General features: G+C 53.4%; 17 protein-coding genes. 6 read left to right on the top strand and 11 right to left on the bottom strand.

The genetic code is table 11. The features are described from left to right. Positions 1-17 precede the first annotated feature (17 nt). From ACU8YC_RS16015 to qseB, 4 genes are all read right to left on the bottom strand, one after another. On the bottom strand, positions 18-332 hold the full coding sequence (locus tag ACU8YC_RS16015) for a putative quinol monooxygenase (protein ID WP_003024557.1): 315 nt from the start codon (positions 330-332) through the stop codon (positions 18-20). Positions 333-362: 30 nt separating this feature from the next. Then, positions 363-944, bottom strand: a complete 582-nt coding sequence (locus ACU8YC_RS16010) for an NAD(P)H-dependent oxidoreductase (protein WP_151217727.1) — start codon at positions 942-944, stop codon at positions 363-365. Between the two features lie 109 nt (positions 945-1,053). Beyond that, positions 1,054-2,403, bottom strand: a complete 1,350-nt coding sequence (qseC, locus tag ACU8YC_RS16005; RefSeq protein WP_187259012.1) for a quorum sensing histidine kinase QseC — start codon at positions 2,401-2,403, stop codon at positions 1,054-1,056. Beyond that, entirely contained in the window at positions 2,400-3,059 is a 660-nt protein-coding gene (qseB, locus tag ACU8YC_RS16000; protein WP_151217725.1) for a quorum sensing response regulator transcription factor QseB, read from the bottom strand. Before qseB ends, qseC begins: the two co-directional genes overlap by 4 nt. A 151-nt stretch (positions 3,060-3,210) precedes the next feature. Between qseB and ACU8YC_RS15995 the strand changes: the two genes are divergently transcribed. The 4 genes from ACU8YC_RS15995 to ftsP all read left to right on the top strand — a co-directional run bounded on the left by ACU8YC_RS15995 (position 3,211) and on the right by ftsP (position 8,402). Then, a complete protein-coding gene (locus tag ACU8YC_RS15995; RefSeq protein ID WP_005123105.1) occupies positions 3,211-3,606 on the top strand; it encodes a YgiW/YdeI family stress tolerance OB fold protein in 396 nt (131 codons plus the stop codon). A gap of 118 nt (positions 3,607-3,724) precedes the next feature. After that, on the top strand, positions 3,725-5,983 hold the full coding sequence (parC, locus tag ACU8YC_RS15990; protein WP_151217724.1) for a DNA topoisomerase IV subunit A: 2,259 nt from the start codon (positions 3,725-3,727) through the stop codon (positions 5,981-5,983). Between the two features lie 197 nt (positions 5,984-6,180). After that, positions 6,181-6,918 (top strand): 1-acylglycerol-3-phosphate O-acyltransferase, encoded by a 738-nt coding sequence (gene plsC / locus ACU8YC_RS15985; RefSeq protein WP_060854968.1) that lies wholly within the window; start codon positions 6,181-6,183, stop codon positions 6,916-6,918. Positions 6,919-6,989: 71 nt separating this feature from the next. Further along, complete coding sequence (gene ftsP, locus ACU8YC_RS15980) at positions 6,990-8,402, top strand: cell division protein FtsP (RefSeq protein WP_446895537.1); 1,413 nt, start codon at positions 6,990-6,992, stop codon at positions 8,400-8,402. Between the two features lie 16 nt (positions 8,403-8,418). On the opposite strand, the gene ACU8YC_RS15975 is transcribed toward ftsP, so the two are convergent. Then, on the bottom strand, positions 8,419-9,894 hold the full coding sequence (locus ACU8YC_RS15975) for a TrkH family potassium uptake protein (RefSeq protein ID WP_151224351.1): 1,476 nt from the start codon (positions 9,892-9,894) through the stop codon (positions 8,419-8,421). 199 nt (positions 9,895-10,093) lie between these two features. On the opposite strand from ACU8YC_RS15975, the gene ACU8YC_RS15970 reads away from it, so the two are divergent. Continuing rightward, complete coding sequence (locus ACU8YC_RS15970) at positions 10,094-12,265, top strand: YgiQ family radical SAM protein (protein ID WP_003024532.1); 2,172 nt, start codon at positions 10,094-10,096, stop codon at positions 12,263-12,265. A gap of 57 nt (positions 12,266-12,322) precedes the next feature. Here ACU8YC_RS15970 and ACU8YC_RS15965 read toward each other — a convergent pair whose 3' ends face one another. From ACU8YC_RS15965 to yqhD, 4 genes are all read right to left on the bottom strand, one after another. Further along, positions 12,323-12,778: an HIT family protein gene (locus ACU8YC_RS15965; RefSeq protein ID WP_151217721.1), complete on the bottom strand. Its 456-nt coding sequence runs from the start codon at positions 12,776-12,778 to the stop codon at positions 12,323-12,325. Positions 12,779-12,821: 43 nt separating this feature from the next. Next, positions 12,822-14,276 (bottom strand): DASS family sodium-coupled anion symporter, encoded by a 1,455-nt coding sequence (locus ACU8YC_RS15960; RefSeq protein ID WP_187253256.1) that lies wholly within the window; start codon positions 14,274-14,276, stop codon positions 12,822-12,824. A 188-nt stretch (positions 14,277-14,464) separates the two neighbouring features. Beyond that, complete coding sequence (gene dkgA / locus ACU8YC_RS15955; protein ID WP_151217720.1) at positions 14,465-15,292, bottom strand: 2,5-didehydrogluconate reductase DkgA; 828 nt, start codon at positions 15,290-15,292, stop codon at positions 14,465-14,467. 103 nt (positions 15,293-15,395) lie between these two features. After that, positions 15,396-16,559, bottom strand: coding sequence for an alcohol dehydrogenase (gene yqhD / locus ACU8YC_RS15950; protein WP_446895536.1), 1,164 nt, complete (start codon positions 16,557-16,559; stop codon positions 15,396-15,398). Positions 16,560-16,752: 193 nt separating this feature from the next. Here yqhD and ACU8YC_RS15945 point away from each other — a divergent pair, with 193 nt between their 5' ends. Further along, positions 16,753-17,652, top strand: coding sequence for an AraC family transcriptional regulator (locus ACU8YC_RS15945; protein WP_029139662.1), 900 nt, complete (start codon positions 16,753-16,755; stop codon positions 17,650-17,652). A gap of 90 nt (positions 17,653-17,742) precedes the next feature. Here ACU8YC_RS15945 and yghB read toward each other — a convergent pair whose 3' ends face one another. Further along, positions 17,743-18,402: a DedA family general envelope maintenance protein YghB gene (yghB, locus tag ACU8YC_RS15940; RefSeq protein WP_187253254.1), complete on the bottom strand. Its 660-nt coding sequence runs from the start codon at positions 18,400-18,402 to the stop codon at positions 17,743-17,745. Positions 18,403-18,533: 131 nt separating this feature from the next. Then, positions 18,534-19,721 carry a cystathionine beta-lyase gene (gene metC / locus ACU8YC_RS15935; protein ID WP_252838758.1) on the bottom strand — a complete coding sequence of 396 codons (1,188 nt, stop codon included), beginning with the start codon at positions 19,719-19,721 and terminating at the stop codon, positions 18,534-18,536. Between the last annotated feature and the right edge of the window lie 69 nt (positions 19,722-19,790).

Genomic DNA, 19,790 nt, shown 5'->3' with positions numbered 1-19,790 from the left:
CCGGCAACTCGGCAATCTTAAATGCCTGACTCCAGAATACGGATATTCATGTCCAGCACATCGCCTTTCACTGCTTCGCTATAGGCTTTCATATGCGGTGTTTGCAAATGCGCTTCAAGGTGCGCAATGCTTTCCCACTGTTCAACCATCACGATTGAGTCCGGTGCCGTGGTCTGAAAACTGACGCCAGCAGCATGATCGACCATCGGCGCGTAGCCGTGACAACCTTCTTCTTTCAGTACGGTCGGAACGATTTTAGCGAACTGGTCAAGTACCGCCTGGCGGTGATGTTGACCTGGACGTGTACGGATTTCTGCAATAACGGTAAGCATGGTTAACTCCTTCTAATTCCAGGTTACCAGTTAACCAAAAATTTCGTTCAGATGCTTGCGATATTCTGCGATATAACGCGGGACGTCTGGCATTTTAATCACGTCATTGGTGATAAAGGTCGGCAGCGCTTCCATTCCCAGGAACTGGTTTGCTTTATGGAACGGGAGATAAACGCCATCAACGCCAACGCCATGGAAGAACTGGTCTTTTTCAGTGAAGGCTTCCATCGGTGCGTTCCAGGTCAGAGACAGCATGTAGGTTTTGCCCTGAATCAGCCCGCCGGATCCGTATTTTTTAGACGCATCTGAACGTGTGCGGCCATCGCTGGCGTACAGCGTGCCGTGCCCTGCGGTGAATACATCATCAATGTATTTTTTCACCGTCCACGGCGCGCCCATCCACCAGCCAGGCATTTGCCAGATAACCGTATCTGCCCAAACAAAATTCTGCACTTCTGTTTGTGCGTCATAGTCGCTGTCTGCGCGTACGACTTTAACATCATGCCCGAGGTCGCGCAGGAAGCCGTCCGCGACCTCGGTCAGGGTGTCATTTAGTTGGCCATTGGAATGGCCGAATTTTTTCGCACCATTGATAATCAGAATGTTGCTCATGTTGTGTCCTCAAAGAATAACGTTTGAGGGCGATTTTACCCCTACCAGCACTGCGGTGAAATTAGCAAAATGTGCAAAGTCTTTTGCTACGTGAGCAACAATAATGCAATTACCAACTGACTTTCGCTTCAAACCCACCTTCCGGCGCATTGCTAAACGAGGCTGACATTCCATGCAGCGTCGCAATACGACGGACGATTGACAGGCCGAGGCCGCTGCCGGTCACGCTTTGTCCCGGGGGACGATAAAAGCGTTCACCGATGTGCGTCAGGACTTCCGGCGCAACGCCTGGCCCGTTATCTTTAATGCTGAAATTTCGGGCGTTGAGCGTCACTTCCACAATGCTTCCCCGCGGGCTGTAGCGAACCGCATTATCCAGGAGATTGCGGACCATCAGGCTGAGCAACAGTGGTTGCCCGGTGCGTGTAATGTCGTGCGCGTTAATCTGCAAACGCACATCAATGTGGGCCTGCTGCGCCGGATGGTAGATGTCCATCACTGCAGATTGCAGGAGCTGCTCCAGCGAGATTTCCGCCACATCCTGAAGATTATCGAGGGAGTCGAGGCGCGAAAGCGTCAGTAGCTGATCGACCAGACGCGTGGCGCGGTCAATTCCCGTTTGCATCTGCATTAACGCTTTTTGTCGTGCCTGCGGATCATCGTCGGACAGCTGCACCACTTCGGTCTGTACTTTCAGCGCGGTCAACGGGCTGCGCAGTTCGTGGGCGGCATCTGAGGTAAAGCGCCGCTCGCGTACCATGGTGGTATGAATACGTGTAAAAAGTTGATTGAGCGATTCAACCAGTGGGCGTACTTCGCTTGGCACACCTTTCGGGTCGAGCGGCTCTTCCGATTCCGGTGAACGCCAGCGCAGAGCCTGCGCCAGTTTTTTTAACGGCCTGAGTTCGCGGCTCAGCATGACCACCAGGATCAGCAACATGAGCGGCAGCGCAATCAGCCAGGGCGTTAGCTGAGCGGTGACGATCGACAGCGCCATATCCTCCCGATACTCCCATTCCTGACCCACCACGATGCGGTATTTACCGTCTGCGGAATTTAGCCACAGAAAGCGCCACGGATCGTTGTCGCCATTGAGTTGGCCATCACTAAAGCCTTCCCGGCTGTAGCTGTAGGGAATATCCTGGCCTTTATCGCCATCGTGCAAGACCATTTTGCCGTCGGTGGAATAGATGGCAAACGCCAGCGCGTCATCATCAATATGGCCGTGCTTCAGCTTCTTCGGCGTGCGGGCCATATTATGAGACGTAGTAACGTCGCTGATATCCAGCGTGCTGAGACGCTTGGCGAACAGCATCAACTGCGTATCAAACAGCTCATCGACATTATCGGTGGTCTGCTTCCAGGCCACAAAGCTGGAAACGGCCCAGGTCGCAGATGCAAGAATCAGAAAAATCAGTGTTAGCCTGATGCGCAGGCTGAGGCGTTGTGTGAGTTTCATGCGTCACCCAGGGTATAACCAATGCCATGCACGGTACGGATAAAGTCGCTGCCGAGCTTACGGCGTAGGTGATGGACGTGTACCTCAACCGCATTACTGGAGACGTTTTCATCCCAGTTATACAGTTTTTCTTCAATATGTTTGCGGGGGAGTACGCGCCCTTTGTTGCGCATCAGTAGTTCCAGCAGTGCGAACTCTTTTGGCTTGAGTGATAATGGCTCATCTGCGAACGTGGCGACCAGCGCGCCGGGGTTAAGCGTCACCTGACCGTGGCGCAGTTCGCTGGTGGCCTGGCCGCTGGCACGGCGCACCAACGCCTCCAGCCTTGCGGCAACTTCGATCAGCGCAAAGGGTTTACACAGATAGTCATCCGCGCCGAGGCGCAGACCTTCCACGCGTTCCGCCAGCGCGTCACGGGCGGTCAGAATCAGCACCGGCTCTTGCTTCCCGTTGGCTCGCCATTCGCGCAAGATGTCCCGCCCATCTATGCCTGGCAGCGTCAGGTCGAGGATCACCGCATCATAAGGGGCGCTGTAGAGCGCTTCTTTTCCCTGACGACCCTCAGTAAACCAGTCGATGCTGAAACCCATTTTACTCAGACCTGTTTTCAGGCCGTCGCCAATCAACGTGTCATCTTCTACCAGTAAAATACGCATATGCTCTTCCCTGCGGTCACTCTCATTACCGTCAAGTAAACCTGTGGCTACAGCCTCTGTACAGCAAAAAAGTATCTTTTTTTGCCTTAAGAACTTGTTAAGGATTAACTTATTTAATAGTCGTAAACCAACATGAAAGGGAGACATGACGATGAAAAAATTAGCTGCAATGGTTGCCGTAATGGCACTGTGTTCCGCACCTGTTCTGGCCGCGCAGCAGGGCGGCTTCTCTGGACCGACAACGACTACACAAAGCCAAAACGGCGGCTTTGTTGGCCCTAACGGCAGCAGCACGACGGTAGAAAGCGCCAAATCGCTGCGTGATGACACCTGGGTTACCCTGCGCGGGAACATTGTAGAGCGCATTTCCGACGACCTGTATGTGTTTAAAGATGCGACTGGCACAGTGAATGTCGATATCGACCACAAGCGTTGGAACGGCGTAACCGTCACGCCGCAGGATGTGGTTGAAATCCAGGGTGAAGTGGATAAAGACTGGAACTCCGTTGAAATAGACGTGAAACAGATTACCAAAGTTGCCAAATAATCCTCATCAGGGCCGCATTCGTGGCCCTTTTCTTTGTGACTCAACACGCCAGATAGGGTAGTATCTGCGGCAATATTGCCCTTCAATAAAGGGGTACAAAGTTGAGGAACCACGATTAATGAGCGATATGGCAGAGCGCCTGGCGCTGCATGAATTCACGGAAAACGCCTATCTGAACTACTCCATGTACGTCATCATGGACAGGGCGTTGCCGTTTATCGGCGATGGTTTGAAACCCGTTCAGCGTCGCATCGTGTACGCGATGTCCGAGCTGGGGCTGAATGCCAGCGCCAAATTTAAAAAGTCCGCCCGTACCGTCGGTGACGTACTGGGTAAATACCACCCCCACGGCGACAGTGCTTGCTATGAAGCGATGGTGCTGATGGCGCAGCCGTTTTCTTACCGTTATCCGCTGGTTGACGGGCAGGGGAACTGGGGGGCACCGGACGATCCGAAATCCTTCGCGGCAATGCGTTATACCGAATCCCGCCTGTCTAAATATGCGGAAGTCCTGCTGGGTGAACTCGGCCAGGGCACGTCGGATTGGGTGCCTAACTTCGATGGCACCATGCAGGAGCCGAAGATGTTGCCTGCGCGTCTGCCGAATATTCTGTTAAACGGCACTACCGGTATCGCCGTTGGTATGGCGACGGACATTCCGCCGCACAACCTGCGTGAAGTGGCTAAAGCAGCGATCACCCTGATTGAGCAGCCGAAAACGACGCTGGATCAATTGTTGGATATCGTGCAGGGGCCGGATTATCCGACCGAAGCAGAGATCATTACGTCGCGTGCGGAGATTCGTAAGATTTACGAAAACGGACGCGGCTCCGTACGTATGCGTGCGGTATGGTCGAAAGAAGACGGCGCGGTGGTGATTTCCGCGCTGCCGCATCAGGTTTCCGGGGCTAAAGTGCTGGAGCAGATCGCCGCTCAAATGCGCAATAAAAAGCTGCCGATGGTCGACGACTTGCGCGACGAATCGGATCACGAAAACCCGACCCGTCTGGTGATTGTCCCACGCTCCAATCGCGTGGATATGGAACAGGTGATGAACCACCTGTTTGCGACCACCGATCTGGAAAAAAGTTACCGCATCAACCTGAACATGATCGGGCTTGATGGGCGTCCGGCGGTGAAAAACCTGTTGGAGATCCTCACTGAATGGCTGGCGTTCCGCCGCGATACCGTGCGTCGTCGCCTCAACTATCGTCTGGAAAAAGTGCTTAAACGCCTGCACATCCTCGAAGGTTTGCTGGTGGCGTTCCTCAACATTGATGAAGTGATCGAAATTATTCGTCATGAGGATGAACCAAAGCCAGAGCTGATGTCGCGGTTTGGCATTTCTGAAACCCAGGCTGAAGCCATCCTCGAGCTGAAATTACGCCATCTTGCCAAACTCGAAGAGATGAAAATCCGCGGTGAGCAGGATGAGCTGGCGAAAGAGCGCGATCAGTTGCAGGGCATTCTGGCCTCCGAGCGTAAAATGAGTAACCTGCTGAAGAAAGAGCTGCAGGCTGACGCCGAGGCCTATGGTGACGATCGTCGTTCTCCGCTGCAGGAGCGTGAAGAAGCGAAGGCGATGAGCGAGCATGACATGCTGCCGTCTGAGCCGGTGACTATTGTGCTGTCCCAGAGTGGCTGGGTGCGTAGCGCGAAAGGCCACGACATCGATGCGCCAGGATTAAGCTATAAAGCGGGCGACAGCTTTAAGTCGGCGGTGAAGGGTAAGAGCAACCAACCGGTAGTGTTCGTTGACTCGACCGGACGCAGCTACGCCATCGACCCGATTACGCTGCCGTCGGCGCGTGGTCAGGGTGAGCCGTTGACCGGGAAGCTCACGCTGCCGCCAGGCGCGACGGTTGAGCACATGCTGATGGAAGGCGACGACCAGAAACTGCTGATGGCATCCGACGCGGGCTATGGTTTTGTCTGCACCTTCAATGACCTGGTAGCACGTAACCGTGCGGGTAAAGCATTGATTACGCTGCCAGAAAATGCGCGCGTTATGCAGCCGGTAGTGATTGAAGATGAAACCGATATGCTGCTGGCGATTACTCAGGCCGGTCGCATGTTGATGTTCCCGGTAAGCGATTTACCGCAGTTGTCGAAGGGCAAAGGGAACAAGATCATTAATATCCCCGCAGCGGAAGCGGCAAAAGGCGAAGATGGTCTGGCGCTGCTCTATGTGTTACCGCCGCAAAGCACGCTGACTATCCACGTCGGCAAGCGCAAAATTAAACTGCGTCCTGAAGAGTTGCAAAAAGTTACCGGCGAGCGTGGTCGTCGCGGTACGCTAATGCGCGGCCTGCAGCGTATCGATCGCATTGACATTGATTCGCCTCGACGCGCCAGTCACGGCGACAGCGAAGAATAACGCTACCGTCCAGCTCTCCCTGTTTTCGCGCAGGGAGAGCCAACGTTAAAAATTCCCGTGAAACCGTTGTTTATTCGAGCGTTGCGATTAACAATACGCTTTTCCTTAAGAGCCGTTCTTAACAAAGCCCTAACCTGATGCCGAGTTGTGCATCCGGTGACGTAAAACGCCAGGTTCTTAGGCCTTTAGAGGTTGTTATGCTATATATTTTTCGTGTCATCATTACTGTTATTTACTGCGTTCTGGTCTGTATCTTCGGGTGCATATACTGTCTGTTCAGCCCGCGAAATCCTAAACACGTCGCCACGTTTGGCCACATGTTTGGCCGCCTGGCTCCCCTTTATGGTCTGAAGGTCGAATGCCGCATGCCGGCAGACGCGCAGAACTATGGTAATGCTATCTATATTTGTAACCATCAGAACAACTACGACATGGTTACCGCTGCGAATATCGTTCAGCCGCCGACGGTAACGGTAGGTAAAAAAAGCCTGCTGTGGATCCCGTTCTTTGGCCAACTTTACTGGCTAACCGGTAACCTGCTGATTGACAGAAACAACCGCGCAAAAGCGCACAGCACCATTGCAGCCGTGGTTAACCATTTCAAAAAACGTCGCATTTCTATCTGGATGTTCCCGGAAGGAACACGCAGCCGCGGTCGCGGTTTGTTGCCGTTTAAAACCGGTGCGTTTCACGCGGCGATTGCGGCAGGTGTCCCGGTTATTCCGGTGTGCGTTTCAACAACCTCGAACAAGATAAATTTAAATCGCCTCAATAATGGTCTGGCGATTGTCGAGATGTTGCCGCCGGTGGATATTAGCCACTTTGGGAAAGATCAGGTTCGTGAACTGGCAGCGCATTGCCGTACGCTGATGGAACAAAAAATCGCAGAACTCGATAAAGAAGTTGCTGAACGGGAAGCCGCCGGTAAGGTTTAATCCGTGCTATTCGGGTTTTTTACAGGAAAAGATTTCCTGTGTGTTAATCGCCAGTTTTTCATGGAGTTTATATGTCATTCAGTCGGCGTCAGTTCATTCAGGCATCGGGGATCGCACTGTGTGCAGGTGCTGTTCCGCTGAAGGCTAATGCTGCCGGTCAGCAACAACCGTTACCCGTACCTCCGCTGCTGGAGTCCCGTCGGGGGCAGCCGCTATTTATGACGCTGCAGCGCGCGCACTGGTCCTTCACGCAAGGCACGCGCGCACCTGTCTGGGGAATTAACGGTCGCTACCTGGGACCGACAATCCGCGTCTGGAAAGGGGATGACGTCAAGCTTATCTACAGCAACCGTTTGACTGAAAATGTCTCGATGACTGTCGCCGGTTTACAGGTACCTGGCCCGCTAATGGGCGGCCCGGCACGCATGATGTCTCCTAATGCGGATTGGGCGCCAGTGCTGCCGATTCGGCAGAATGCCGCCACGTTGTGGTATCACGCTAATACACCAAATCGTACAGCCCAGCAGGTCTATAATGGCCTTGCCGGGATGTGGCTGGTTGAGGATGAAGTGAGTAAATCGCTGTCTATCCCCAATCACTACGGGGTGGATGATTTTCCGATCATTATCCAGGACAAGCGTCTGGACAACTTTGGTGCGCCGGAATACAGCGAACCCGGCAGCGGTGGTTTTGTTGGGGATACGCTGTTGGTCAACGGGGTGCAAAGTCCGTATGTCGAGGTTTCTCGCGGCTGGGTGCGCTTGCGCTTGCTCAACGCCTCAAACTCGCGCCGTTACCAGTTGCAAATGAGCGATGGCCGTGCGCTGCATGTGATTTCCAGCGATCAGGGCTTTTTACCTGCGCCCGTTTCGGTGAAGCAGCTCTCGCTGGGGCCTGGCGAGCGCCGTGAAATTCTGGTGGATATGACTAACGGTAATGAGGTCTCTATCACCTGCGGTGAGGCGGCCAGCATTGTCGACAGGATCCGCGGATTCTTTGAGCCTTCCAGTATTCTTATCTCCACGCTGGTATTGACGCTGCGTCCGACTGGCCTCCTGCCGCTGGTGACCGACAGCCTGCCAATGCGCCTGTTGCCAACGGAAATCCTCAGCGGTTCGCCGATTCGCAGTCGTGACATCAGCCTGGATGATGATCCTGGTATCAATGGTCAGCTGTGGGACGTCAATCGCATGGATATTACCGCTCAGCAAGGCTCCTGGGAGCGTTGGACTGTGCGGGCGGATATGCCCCAGTCTTTCCATATTGAAGGCGTCTCGTTCCTGATCCGTAATGTGAATGGCGCGATGCCGTTCCCGGAAGACAGAGGCTGGAAAGATACCGTTTGGGTCGACGGCCAGGTTGAATTACTGGTCTACTACGGACAACCTTCCTGGGCCCATTTCCCGTTTTACTTTAACAGTCAGACGCTGGAAATGGCGGACCGTGGTTCGATCGGACAGATGTTGGTGAACCCGGCGCCGTAATGCGCCGGGGTTTCCGTTACGCCCGCCAGAACATGCGCGAGAACAGGATTAGAATGGGGTAAATCTCCAGACGCCCCAGGATCATGGCCGCGCACATCAGCAGTTTTGCTTCATCGTTCAAAGTACCAAATGTCGTTGCGGTGACGCCAAATCCCAGACCCATGTTGTTGATGCAGGCGGCGACGGTGGCAAAAGAGGAGAAAAGATCGTAGCCCATCAGATTGAGCGCCCAGATAAAAAAGCTGGTGAACAAAACGTAAAGAAAGAAGAAGCTCCATACCGAACGCACCACGCGGTCGCTTACCACGCTATTACCCACTTTGATATTCAGTAAAGCGCGAGGATGTGCGAGTTGGTGTAGCTCCTGACGGCACTGCTTGAACATAATTAAAAAGCGCAGCACCTTAATCCCACCGCAGGTCGAGCCCACGCAACCGCCGAAGAAACTGGCGCTGAGCAGCATAAAGATGGTATGCGAGGGCCACTGCGCGTAATCCGCCGTGGACAGGCCATTATCCGTCAGCATGGAGCTGGCGAGAAAAAAGGCATGCACCAGACTGTCCGTTATCCCATACATGCCCGCCCGCCAGACCTGCCAGGTGGCGATCACGGTGACAACCAGCGCAATAAGCAGAAAGAAACGCAGTTCGGCATTGCGACGAAAGGGTTTGAAGGTACGTTTCGCAATAGCCACGTACCAGAGGGTGAAGTTAAAAGCAGACAACAGGGAAAACACCCCAGCGACCAGCTCAATCGCATGGCTGTCATAGAAGCCGATACTCTCACTGCGCGTGGAAAAACCGCCGAGGGAGACCGTCGACAGCCCATGGCACAAGGCGTCGAAAAACGACATCCCGGCTGCCCAGTAGGCCAGAGTACAGATTAGACCCAAAATGACATAGGTCAGCCACAGCGTACGTGCAGTATCGGCAAGTCTTGGCGTGAGGCGTTCTTCTTTAAAGGGCCCCGGCATTTCAGACTGATACAGCTTCATGCCGCCGATACCCAAAAGCGGTAATACCGCCACGGCGAGGACAATAACCCCCAGCCCGCCAATAAAATTGAGCTGGGCCCGATAGTAGAGATACGATTTCGGCAACGCGCTGACGTCGTGAATCACCGTTGCACCCGTGGTGGTTATACCGGAAACCCCTTCAAACAGGGCATCGGCAAAAGAGAGATTTAAGCCGTCGTCCATCCACATCGGCATCGCGCTGATAAACGAAAACAGCAGCCAGAACAGAACGATAATGACGAAGCCATCCCGGGTTCGTAGTTGAATACCCGCATGCTTGGTTGCCAGCCATGCGCCGCCGCCGAGGGTAAAGAAGGTCATAAACGTGCTGAAAAAAGCGAAAAAGCTCCGCTCTTTGTTTAACAAAGCAATGGTCATCGGTGGCAGCATGGAGAAGCTGTAGAGAAGAACCAGAAATCCGCACAGGTGAACAACCACCCGTAACTGGGAAATATGCAGTGAATCGTTGAGTCGCAATGAAAAATCCCCCGCCAAAAAAGAGTGACCTCAGCTGGTCGGCATGGCGTTAATAATGATGGATCAAAATGGGCTGCGTAAAATTTAACAATTTATAAATCTTTCTACTCGTCTGGTTCAGACTCCACTTCATTTCTTGCCGACATACAGCGTATAATCCCCGGCCTTTGATTATTTTTTTACCATTTTTGGAAGCACTATGAGCGCAATATCCCTGATCCAGCCGGACAGAGACCTTTTCTCCTGGCCGCAGTACTGGGCTGCCTGTTTTGGCCCGGCACCGTTTTTGCCGATGTCACGCGACGAAATGGACCAACTTGGCTGGGATAGCTGCGACATCATTCTGGTTACCGGCGATGCCTACGTCGATCACCCCAGCTTTGGCATGGCAATTTGCGGCCGTATGCTGGAAGCTCAGGGCTTTCGTGTTGGGATTATCGCCCAGCCGGAGTGGAACAACAAAGACGATTTTATGCGTTTGGGTAAACCGAACCTGTTCTTTGGTGTAACCGCAGGCAATATGGACTCGATGATCAACCGTTATACGGCCGATCGCCGACTGCGCCATGACGATGCCTATACGCCAGACAACGTGGCGGGCAAACGCCCGGACCGTGCCACGCTGGTCTATACCCAGCGCTGTAAAGAAGCATGGAAAGATGTGCCGGTTATTCTCGGTGGTATTGAGGCCAGTCTGCGCCGTACCGCGCACTACGACTACTGGTCTGATACCGTTCGTCGCTCCGTGCTGGTGGATTCAAAAGCCGACATGCTGATGTTTGGTAACGGTGAGCGCCCGCTGGTGGAAGTGGCGCATCGTCTGGCGATGGGGGAAACCATCGATCAGATCCGCGACGTGCGTAACACTGCGATTATGGTTAAAGAAGCACTACCGGGCTGGAGTGGGGTGGATTCCACGCGCCTCGACACGCCGGGCAAAATTGACCCGATCCCGCATCCGTACGGCGAAGATCTGCCGTGTGCCGACAACAAACCGGTCGCCCCGAAAAAGCAGGAAGCGAAAGCGGTAACGGTACAGCCGCCGCGCCCGAAACCGTGGGAAAAAACCTACGTGCTGCTGCCCTCTTTCGAAAAAGTGAAGGGTGACAAAGTGCTGTATGCGCATGCGTCGCGTATCCTGCACCACGAAACCAACCCAGGCTGCGCGCGTGCGCTGATGCAAAAGCATGGCGATCGCTACATCTGGATTAACCCGCCAGCTATTCCGCTTTCTACCGAAGAGATGGACAGCGTCTTTGCGCTGCCGTACAAGCGCGTGCCGCACCCGGCGTATGGCGATAGCCGCATTCCGGCCTACGAGATGATCCGTTTCTCGATCAACATTATGCGTGGCTGCTTTGGCGGCTGTTCGTTCTGTTCGATCACTGAGCACGAAGGCCGCATCATCCAGAGCCGCTCTGAAGATTCGATAATCAATGAGATCGAAGCCATTCGCGACACCGTTCCGGGCTTTACCGGCGTGATTTCCGATCTCGGTGGTCCAACGGCGAACATGTATATGTTGCGCTGTAAGTCACCGCGTGCTGAGCAGACCTGCCGTCGTCTGTCCTGCGTTTACCCGGATATCTGTCCGCATATGGATACCAACCACGAACCGACGATTAACCTTTATCGCCGGGCGCGTGATTTGAAAGGCATTAAAAAGATCCTCATTGCTTCCGGTGTGCGCTATGACATCGCGGTTGAAGATCCGCGCTATATCAAAGAGCTGGCGACCCACCACGTTGGCGGCTATCTGAAGATTGCGCCAGAGCATACTGAAGAAGGCCCGCTGTCGAAGATGATGAAGCCGGGGATGGGCAGCTACGATCGCTTTAAGGAGCTGTTCGATACCTACTCTAAACAGGCGGGTAAAGAGCAATACCTGATCCCATACTTCATCTCCGCGCACCCGGGTACGCGTGACGAGGATATGGTGAATCTGGCGCTGTGGCTGAAACAACGTCGTTTCCGTCTGGATCAGGTGCAGAACTTCTATCCATCGCCGCTGGCGAACTCCACAACCATGTATTACACCGGGAAAAACCCGCTGGGTAAAATTGGTTATAAGAGTGAAGACGTGGTGGTGCCGAAAGGCGATAAGCAGCGCCGTTTGCATAAAGCCCTGCTGCGTTACCACGATCCAGCTAACTGGCCGTTAATCCGCCAGGCGCTGGAAGACATGGGTAAAAAGCATCTGATCGGCGGTCGTCGTGAATGTCTGGTTCCGGCGCCTACGCTGGAAGAGATGCGTGAAGCACGTCGCCAGAACCGTCATACCCGTCCTGCGTTGACCAAGCATACGCCAGTGGCTCATCAGCGCCAGACGCCTGCCGCGAACAAAAAACGCGGCAAAGTTGCGGGGCGTTAATGCCAGATTGAATGCCGGATAAGGTACAAATGCTTTACCCGGCAATCACATCCAACGTTATGCCTCACGAATTCTGGCCGCTAATGCGGCCAGTTTTGCATCATCCGCTCGTTCGTGGTCGTGTGATGACAGATAGCCTTCATACTGCTCGAAAAATTTGGTCTGCCGCGACTCAATCGGTTTCCAGTGGGGGAGGTCGCCAGTACCGTGCATAGGGCTTAATTTGCTGTGCACATGGTCTACGCCGAAACCTTCGAAGAACATCCCCGTACGACTGACATCCGGGAAAGCCTTATCCAGTTTCTTAGCCACTTTTTGGGTTGCCATCATCAGGTCAGCCAACGCCTGCGGCGGCATATCGAAGGCATAGCTGGGGTAATGCTTTTTCGGGATCACCACGGTAAAACCGTCAGTGTTCGGGAAAATAGACAGAAAAGCCAGATGGTGCTCGTCTTCCCAGACCTTATGGCAGGGGGCTTTGCCTTCAACTATTTGACAGAAAATACAGGTCATTCCTTTTCTCCGCAGTAAGGTATGTCGTCAGGACGCAGTCAGTTTAGTACAGACCCAATACCTTCCACCACATCAACCCCACGGTGATAAACACCGCCTGGTTAAACAGGCTGATGATAAAGCCTGTGCGCCACCAGACGCCCGTTGGAACGTACCCGGCGCCAAACAGGATTGGACCGCGAGCGTGGGTGTACTGGGTGAGCGAGCAGTACAAACTGCTGGTGAAGGCCAGCATTAGCGCCGTGGGGGCAGCGGGGATGTTCAAATGCAGACCTACGCCGAGGAAAACGGCGTACAGCGCGGCAATCTGTGCATTGCCGCTGGCAAAAAAGTAGTGAGTATAGAAATAGGCGGCGTTCAGCAGCAGCAGGACGATTACCCAACTGGTACCGTGCATGGTGCTGCTCAGGCTGTCACCGATCAGATTGCCAAACCAGGTGGTAAAACCCAGTTTTTTCAGCTGGTTTGCCATCATCAGCAGCGCGGCAAACCAAATCAGTGTGTCCCAAGCGCCTTTTTCACTTTTGACGTCTTCCCAGCTCAGAACACCGCTTAGTAATAAAATAGACAGTCCCACGAACGAGGCAGTGGTGGCGTCGACGCCTAACGTATCGCCAAAAATCCACAGCACCAGCAGCACGCCGACGGTAGCCAGCATCAGCCATTCCCCACGAGACATCCGACCCATTTCCACCAGCTCTTTACGCGCCAGATTCGGGGCATCTGGTGTGTGTTTAATTTCCGGGCGTACAATCCAGTAGACCAGCAATGGAACCAGCAGTAAGGAGACCAGGCAAGGCAGCAGCGCCGCCATGAACCAGCCGCCCCAGGTCAGCGTGACGCCCGCATTGGCCGCCAGCTTCACCGCTAACAGATTGCCAGTGTAGCCGGTCATAAATAGTGCGGCAGTGACGTCGTTGACGTTGCCAATACAGGTGATAAGAAAGGTACCGATTTTACTGCGGGACTCATCTTCCGGATTCGAATGAAAACTGCGCGCCAGGGAGTCGGCAATGGGGTAGATGACGCCGCCGCAGCGTGCCGTATTGCTCGGCATTGCGGGGGATAGGATCAGATCGGCAAAGGCCAGACCGTAGGCGAGTCCGAGAGTGCGTTTGCCAAGCAAACGGATCATCTGCAGCGCAATACGTCGTCCGAGGCCTGTTTTGATAAACCCGCGGGCAATCATAAAAGCGACGACGATAAGCCAGATAAGCGAACTGTTCAGTTCGCTTAGCGCTGTGGTGATAGCGCCGCTGGCGGTTTTATCTCCGGCAGCATAGGCGAGTGCAAAAACCGTAATTCCAATAATGCCGACTGCGCCGATGGGTAACACTTTCGCCACGATAGAGGCGATGGTGGCGACGAAGATAATTGCTGAATGCCAGGCTGGCGTACTTAGCCCTGTCGGCGGGGTAAGCTGCCACAGTCCAGCGGAAATGAGTGTTATAAGAATCAATGGGAGCCATTTGACACTATTGCTTTTTTTCTCAGTCACGGTTACGCACCTATAGGTGTTATAAATATATTCATATCATGAATATATTTACTGAATAATTAACAGGTTATGTTGCGTAATGCTGCTCCAGGGATTGCAAGAAATACATCAATATATGTGTGTGAATTGTTTCCTGATATTTCAAATCAGAAAAGGCCCGACGAGAGTGTCGGGCTGGAAGGAAGGGGTTAACCGCCGAACTGGTCTGGATCGGGTCCCAGACGTTTACCCTGATCGAGTTTCGCGATTTCGCCTAATTCATCTTTATCCAGGCGGAAGTCCCAGACGTTAAAGTTTTCTACGATACGCGCAGGGGTGACCGATTTCGGAATCACCACCAGGCCGCTATCCAGATGCCAGCGGATGACAATCTGCGCGGGTGATTTGCCATATTTCTCTGCGAGGTCACGGATTATCTTTTGATCGAAGACATCTTTGCCGCCCTGCGCCAGTGGACTCCAGGATTCGGTCTGGATTTTATGTGTGGCGTTCCAGGCGTGCAGTTGGCGTTGTTGCATGAGCGGGTGAAGTTCTATCTGATTAATCACCGGAGGTACGCCGGTTTCATCCATTAGCCGCTGGAGATGGTTTATCTGAAAGTTGCACACGCCGATGCTCTTAATCAGCCCTTCTTTTTGCAGGTCTATCATGCTTTCCCACGCTTCAACGTAGTGGTCGATCGCCGGAACGGGCCAATGCATCAGATACAGATCGAGGTAATCAAGCTGGAGTTTCTCCATGCTTTCGAGTAAGGCTTCCCGGGGGCGTTTCTGGTCATCATTCCACAGCTTAGTGGTAATGAATAACGCTTCCCGCGGCACGCCTGCATCGCGTATTGCTTTGCCGACACCTTCTTCATTTTTGTACGCTGCCGCGGTATCGATTGAGCGATACCCCACTTCCAGCGCTTTATGAATGGCGGTGATGACTTCTTCGTTGCTTGCCTTCCAGACCCCCAGGCCCAGTTGTGGCATGACGTTGCCATCCTGTAGTTTTATAATGGTTGGAGTGGTCATAATTCCCCCCTTAATGTCTGTCACCGGAACATACTCCGGTGACATAGGTGTGACTTAAGCCTGGTATAAATACCCAAAAACGAAAGGTGGAGGTCAAAAAACCTTAGCGGGCAGCTTCGTAAATCCGACGGCTGACGTCGAGCGTAATGTCCTGATGTTCTCCCAGTTTCGTATTCCCATGGGCTTCCAGTTTTTCCAGTAACGCCGGGATAGAACTGCCGTCCAGACCGTAGTCAGACAGGCGAGTCGGTACGCCCATTTGCTCGAAGAAAGCGCGGGTTGCTGCAATGGCGGCATCGATGCGCTGGTCATCGCGTCCTTCGGTGATATTCCACACGCGTTCAGCATACTGCAGCAGTTTGGCGCGCTTGGCATCGCGTTTTTCATTCCACAGCGCAGGCAGAACGATGGCCAACGTTTGGGCATGATCGAGACCATGCATTGCGGTCAGTTCGTGACCCAGCATATGCGTTGCCCAGTCCTGCGGTACGCCTGCACCAATCAGGCCGTTGAGTGCCTGGGTTGCCGCCCACATGACGTTTGCACGGACGTTGTAATTTTCCGGCTCCTGCAATGCTTTCGGGCCTTCTTCGATAAGCGTCAACAGAATGCCTTCGGCAAAGCGATCCTGAATTTTCCCGTCGACCGGATAGGTCACATACTGCTCAACGGTATGAACGAACGCATCCACGACACCGTTAGCAACCTGACGCGGCGGCAGTGTATAGGTGTAAACCGGATCCAGCACGGCAAATACCGGCTGCACAAACGGGGTCATAAAGGCCAGTTTATCGCCAGTGGTTTTACGTGAAATTACCGCACCGGAATTAGATTCAGAGCCGGTAGCTGGCAGGGTTAATACGGAGCCCATCGGGATGGCGCTTTTTACGTCATTACCGTGGGTTTCCAGAATACGCCATGGATCAACGCCGTCCGCGTACTGTGCCGCAGCCGCGATGAATTTGGTGCCATCCAGCACTGAACCACCGCCCACCGCCAGCAGGAACGTCACTTTCTCATCACGTACGATTTTTACCGCGTTCATTAGCGTTTCATAAGACGGGTTCGGCTCAATACCGCCAAACTCAATCACGTCCAGACCTTTTAGCGCGTCCTGAACCTGTGCCAGAACGCCGGTTTTTTTCACGCTGCCGCCGCCGTAGGTAACCAGTACGCGAGCGTCCTGAGGGATTTGATCGCGCAACTGTGCAATTGCGCCTTTACCAAACAGAATGCGGGTTGGGGTATGGAGATTAAAATTGTTCATTGCTCGTTCCCTTATGTGGGTAAAAAAGAGGGCAGGAGAGTATCTGCCGGATGATGAACATTGTGGTCGTCAGTCGCGTAGCTCTCAATGCTCATTTCTGCCGATGTCTTGCCCATTTCTACAGACGACTGGAGAAAAAGTATAAATCTGCGCATTATGGCAGGGTTACAAACCGATGATGAACTGGTGCTCTATGAACCGTGATGAGATCTGCCTTCTGCTGACAGATAAAATTAAGCAGTTGAAAAATAATGAAAATAAACTCAGCGAACTGCTGCCAGATGTTCGTCTGCTCCACGGTACTGAGCCGGCGGCGCGTACACCGGTGATGTATCAGCCTGGCATCATATTTCTCTTTTCGGGGCATAAAATTGGTTATATCAATGAACGCGTATTTCGTTATGACGCCAACGAATATCTGTTGCTGACAGTACCTTTACCCTTTGAATGTGAAACGTATGCGACGCCGGAGGTTCCACTGGCCGGTATTTACCTGAATGTCGATATTCTGCAATTGCAGGAGCTGTTGATGGACATTGGGGAAGACGAGCTGTTCCAGCCCGCCATGGCGGCCAGCGGGATCAACTCCGCGACGCTCTCTGACGAAATTCTCTGTGCCGCTGAGCGTCTGCTGGATGTGATGGAGCGGCCGCTGGATGCGCGTATTCTGGGAAAACAGATCATTCGCGAGATCCTCTACCATGTGCTGACCGGGCCGCGTGGCGGCGCGTTACTCGCGCTGGTTAGTCGCCAGACGCATTTCAGTTTGATAAGCCGGGTGTTGAAGCGAATTGAAACCAAATACACCGAAAACCTCAATGTAGAACAGCTGGCGGCAGAAGCGAACATGAGCGTGTCGGCGTTTCATCATAATTTTAAAGCGGTGACCAGCACATCGCCGCTGCAATATCTCAAGAGTTATCGGCTGCATAAAGCACGGATGATGATGATCCACGACGGAATGAAGGCCAGCGCGGCCGCCATGCGTGTCGGCTATGAGAGCGCATCGCAATTCAGTCGTGAGTTTAAACGTTTCTTTGGCGTAACGCCGGGAGAGGATGCGGCCAGAATAAGAATGATGCAGGGGAGTTGACTTCTTGTCGGCCTGACAGGTACACCGTACGCCTTAAAGCTGCGTGCTATAAGGCGAAATGCCGGAGAGTATCCGGCCTACGGATGCGATTCAGGCGCTACAGTATTTTTTTTTAATCACCACGAACAGCGTTCCCAACAGACCTGCGGTTAACAGGGCAATCGGCAGGATCATTAAAAAGGTCATCACCTGATCTTCATGGCGTTTGACGAACGGGATCATGCTTAGCGCATAGCCGAAGCCGGTGACGACCGTGACCCACAGCAGTCCGCTCAGCCAGTTAAAAAACTGGAATCGACGATTAGGAAGCCCTGAAATACCCGCCATTGTTGGCAGCAGGGTACGAACGAATGCCAGAAAGCGTCCGGCCAGCAGCGCCATCAACCCATGTTGATCAAACATACAAGTGGCACGCTGATGATACTTTTCAGGTAATTGCGCCAGCCAGCCTTTTACCGTCCGCGTGTTGCCCAGCCATCGTCCCTGAATGTAGCTCAGCCAGCAGCCCAGACTGGCTGCGGCGGTCAGAATAGCTATGGTAGGTAAAAAACTCATCACGTCCTGAGCGATCAGTGCACCTGCCAGCAATAACAGGCTGTCTCCGGGTAAAAAGGAGGCGGGCAGCAGACCATTTTCTAAAAACAGTGTGGCGAACATAACGAAGTACACCACGCTCACAACGTGTGGATCCGCCAGCGCGGCAAAATCGTGTTGCCAGAGCGCGGAGACAATATCTTGAATGACTACCATGGACTTTCCTGTGGAACAGCGTTTATGTGTGGATTGTACTCCTGAATTGTCCGGGATGCCTTGATCCCGGACGCAACAATTGCAGACTTTTCCACCAGAAGTGTCTGCATATATGTCCATCTATGGCAATTTTACTCGATTCGGGCAAATCCTGCGGCTAAATCGGCAATCAGATCGTCAACATTCTCTAAACCGATATGCAGACGGATGAGCGTTCCACTGAAGTCCACCTCGCCTTGTGGACGAATTGCCGCAATGTGCTCCGGCTGATTAGCGAGAATCAACGACTCAAAGCCGCCCCAGGAGTAAGCCATGCTGAACAGGTTGAAGTGATCCATATACGCGCTCAGCTCCTCATGATTGAGTTTCTTATTCAATACGAACGAGAACAGACCGCTGCTGCCGGTGAAATCACGCTTCCAGAATTCGTGACCCTTACTGCCGGGCAGCGCTGGGTGGTTCACGCGGGCGACCTGCGGATGGCTGGCCAGCCATTCGGCAACCTTTACGCTGCTTTCATGATGCTGACGCAGGCGTACGCTCAGCGTACGCAGTCCACGGCTGGTCATATAGGCAGTATCGGCATCCAACATTTGTCCCATCAGATACGCATTTTCGCGCAGTTGATCCCAGCAGCGGGCATTGGATACCGCCGTGCCGACCATGCCATCGGAATGACCAATCAGATATTTGGTGCCAGCCTGAATAGAAACATCGATGCCAAAATCCAGCGCTTTGAACAGCACCCCGGCAGCCCAGGTGTTATCAATCATGATGATCGCGTCAGGTGCAACGCTTCTGACGGCGGCAACAATAGCCGGAACATCATGCACTTCCATGGTGACAGAGCCGGGCGATTCCAAAAATACGACTTTGGTGTTCGGCTGCATGTGCTTCACTATATCGGCGCCAACCAGCGGATCGAACCAGCCGGTGGACACGCCAAGCTTGCCGAGAATTTTTGTGCAGAAATCCTGGCTGGGTTCATAGGCGGTGTTGGTCATCAGCACATGATCGCCTTGCTCCACAAAAGCGAGGATGGTGTTTGCCACGGCTGCCGCGCCGCAGGGGAATAAGGCGCAACCTGCTCCGCCTTCCAGTTCACACATCGCCTCCTGCAGGGAGAAATGCGTCAGGGTTCCGCGACGTCCGTAAAAAAGTGCGCCGTTAGCCCGGTTATGGGTAGCCTGTTTTTTGGCCTCTAAGGTATCAAAAACCAGCGAAGAAGCGCGCTGGATCACGCTATTTACCGAGCCCAGCGTGTACTTTTTACTGCGCCCTGCATGCACAAGTTTGGTTTCAAGTTGTTTATCTGCCATGTTGTTTGACCTGTTTTTATACGTCTGGATGTCTAAACTACCATGAATCAAAGATGACGCATCCCGCAG

Source organism: Citrobacter sp. VF227 (assembly GCF_052950715.1).
The sequence above is the reverse complement of the archived record's forward strand: the minus strand, read 5'-3'. Positions and strand labels throughout refer to the sequence as shown.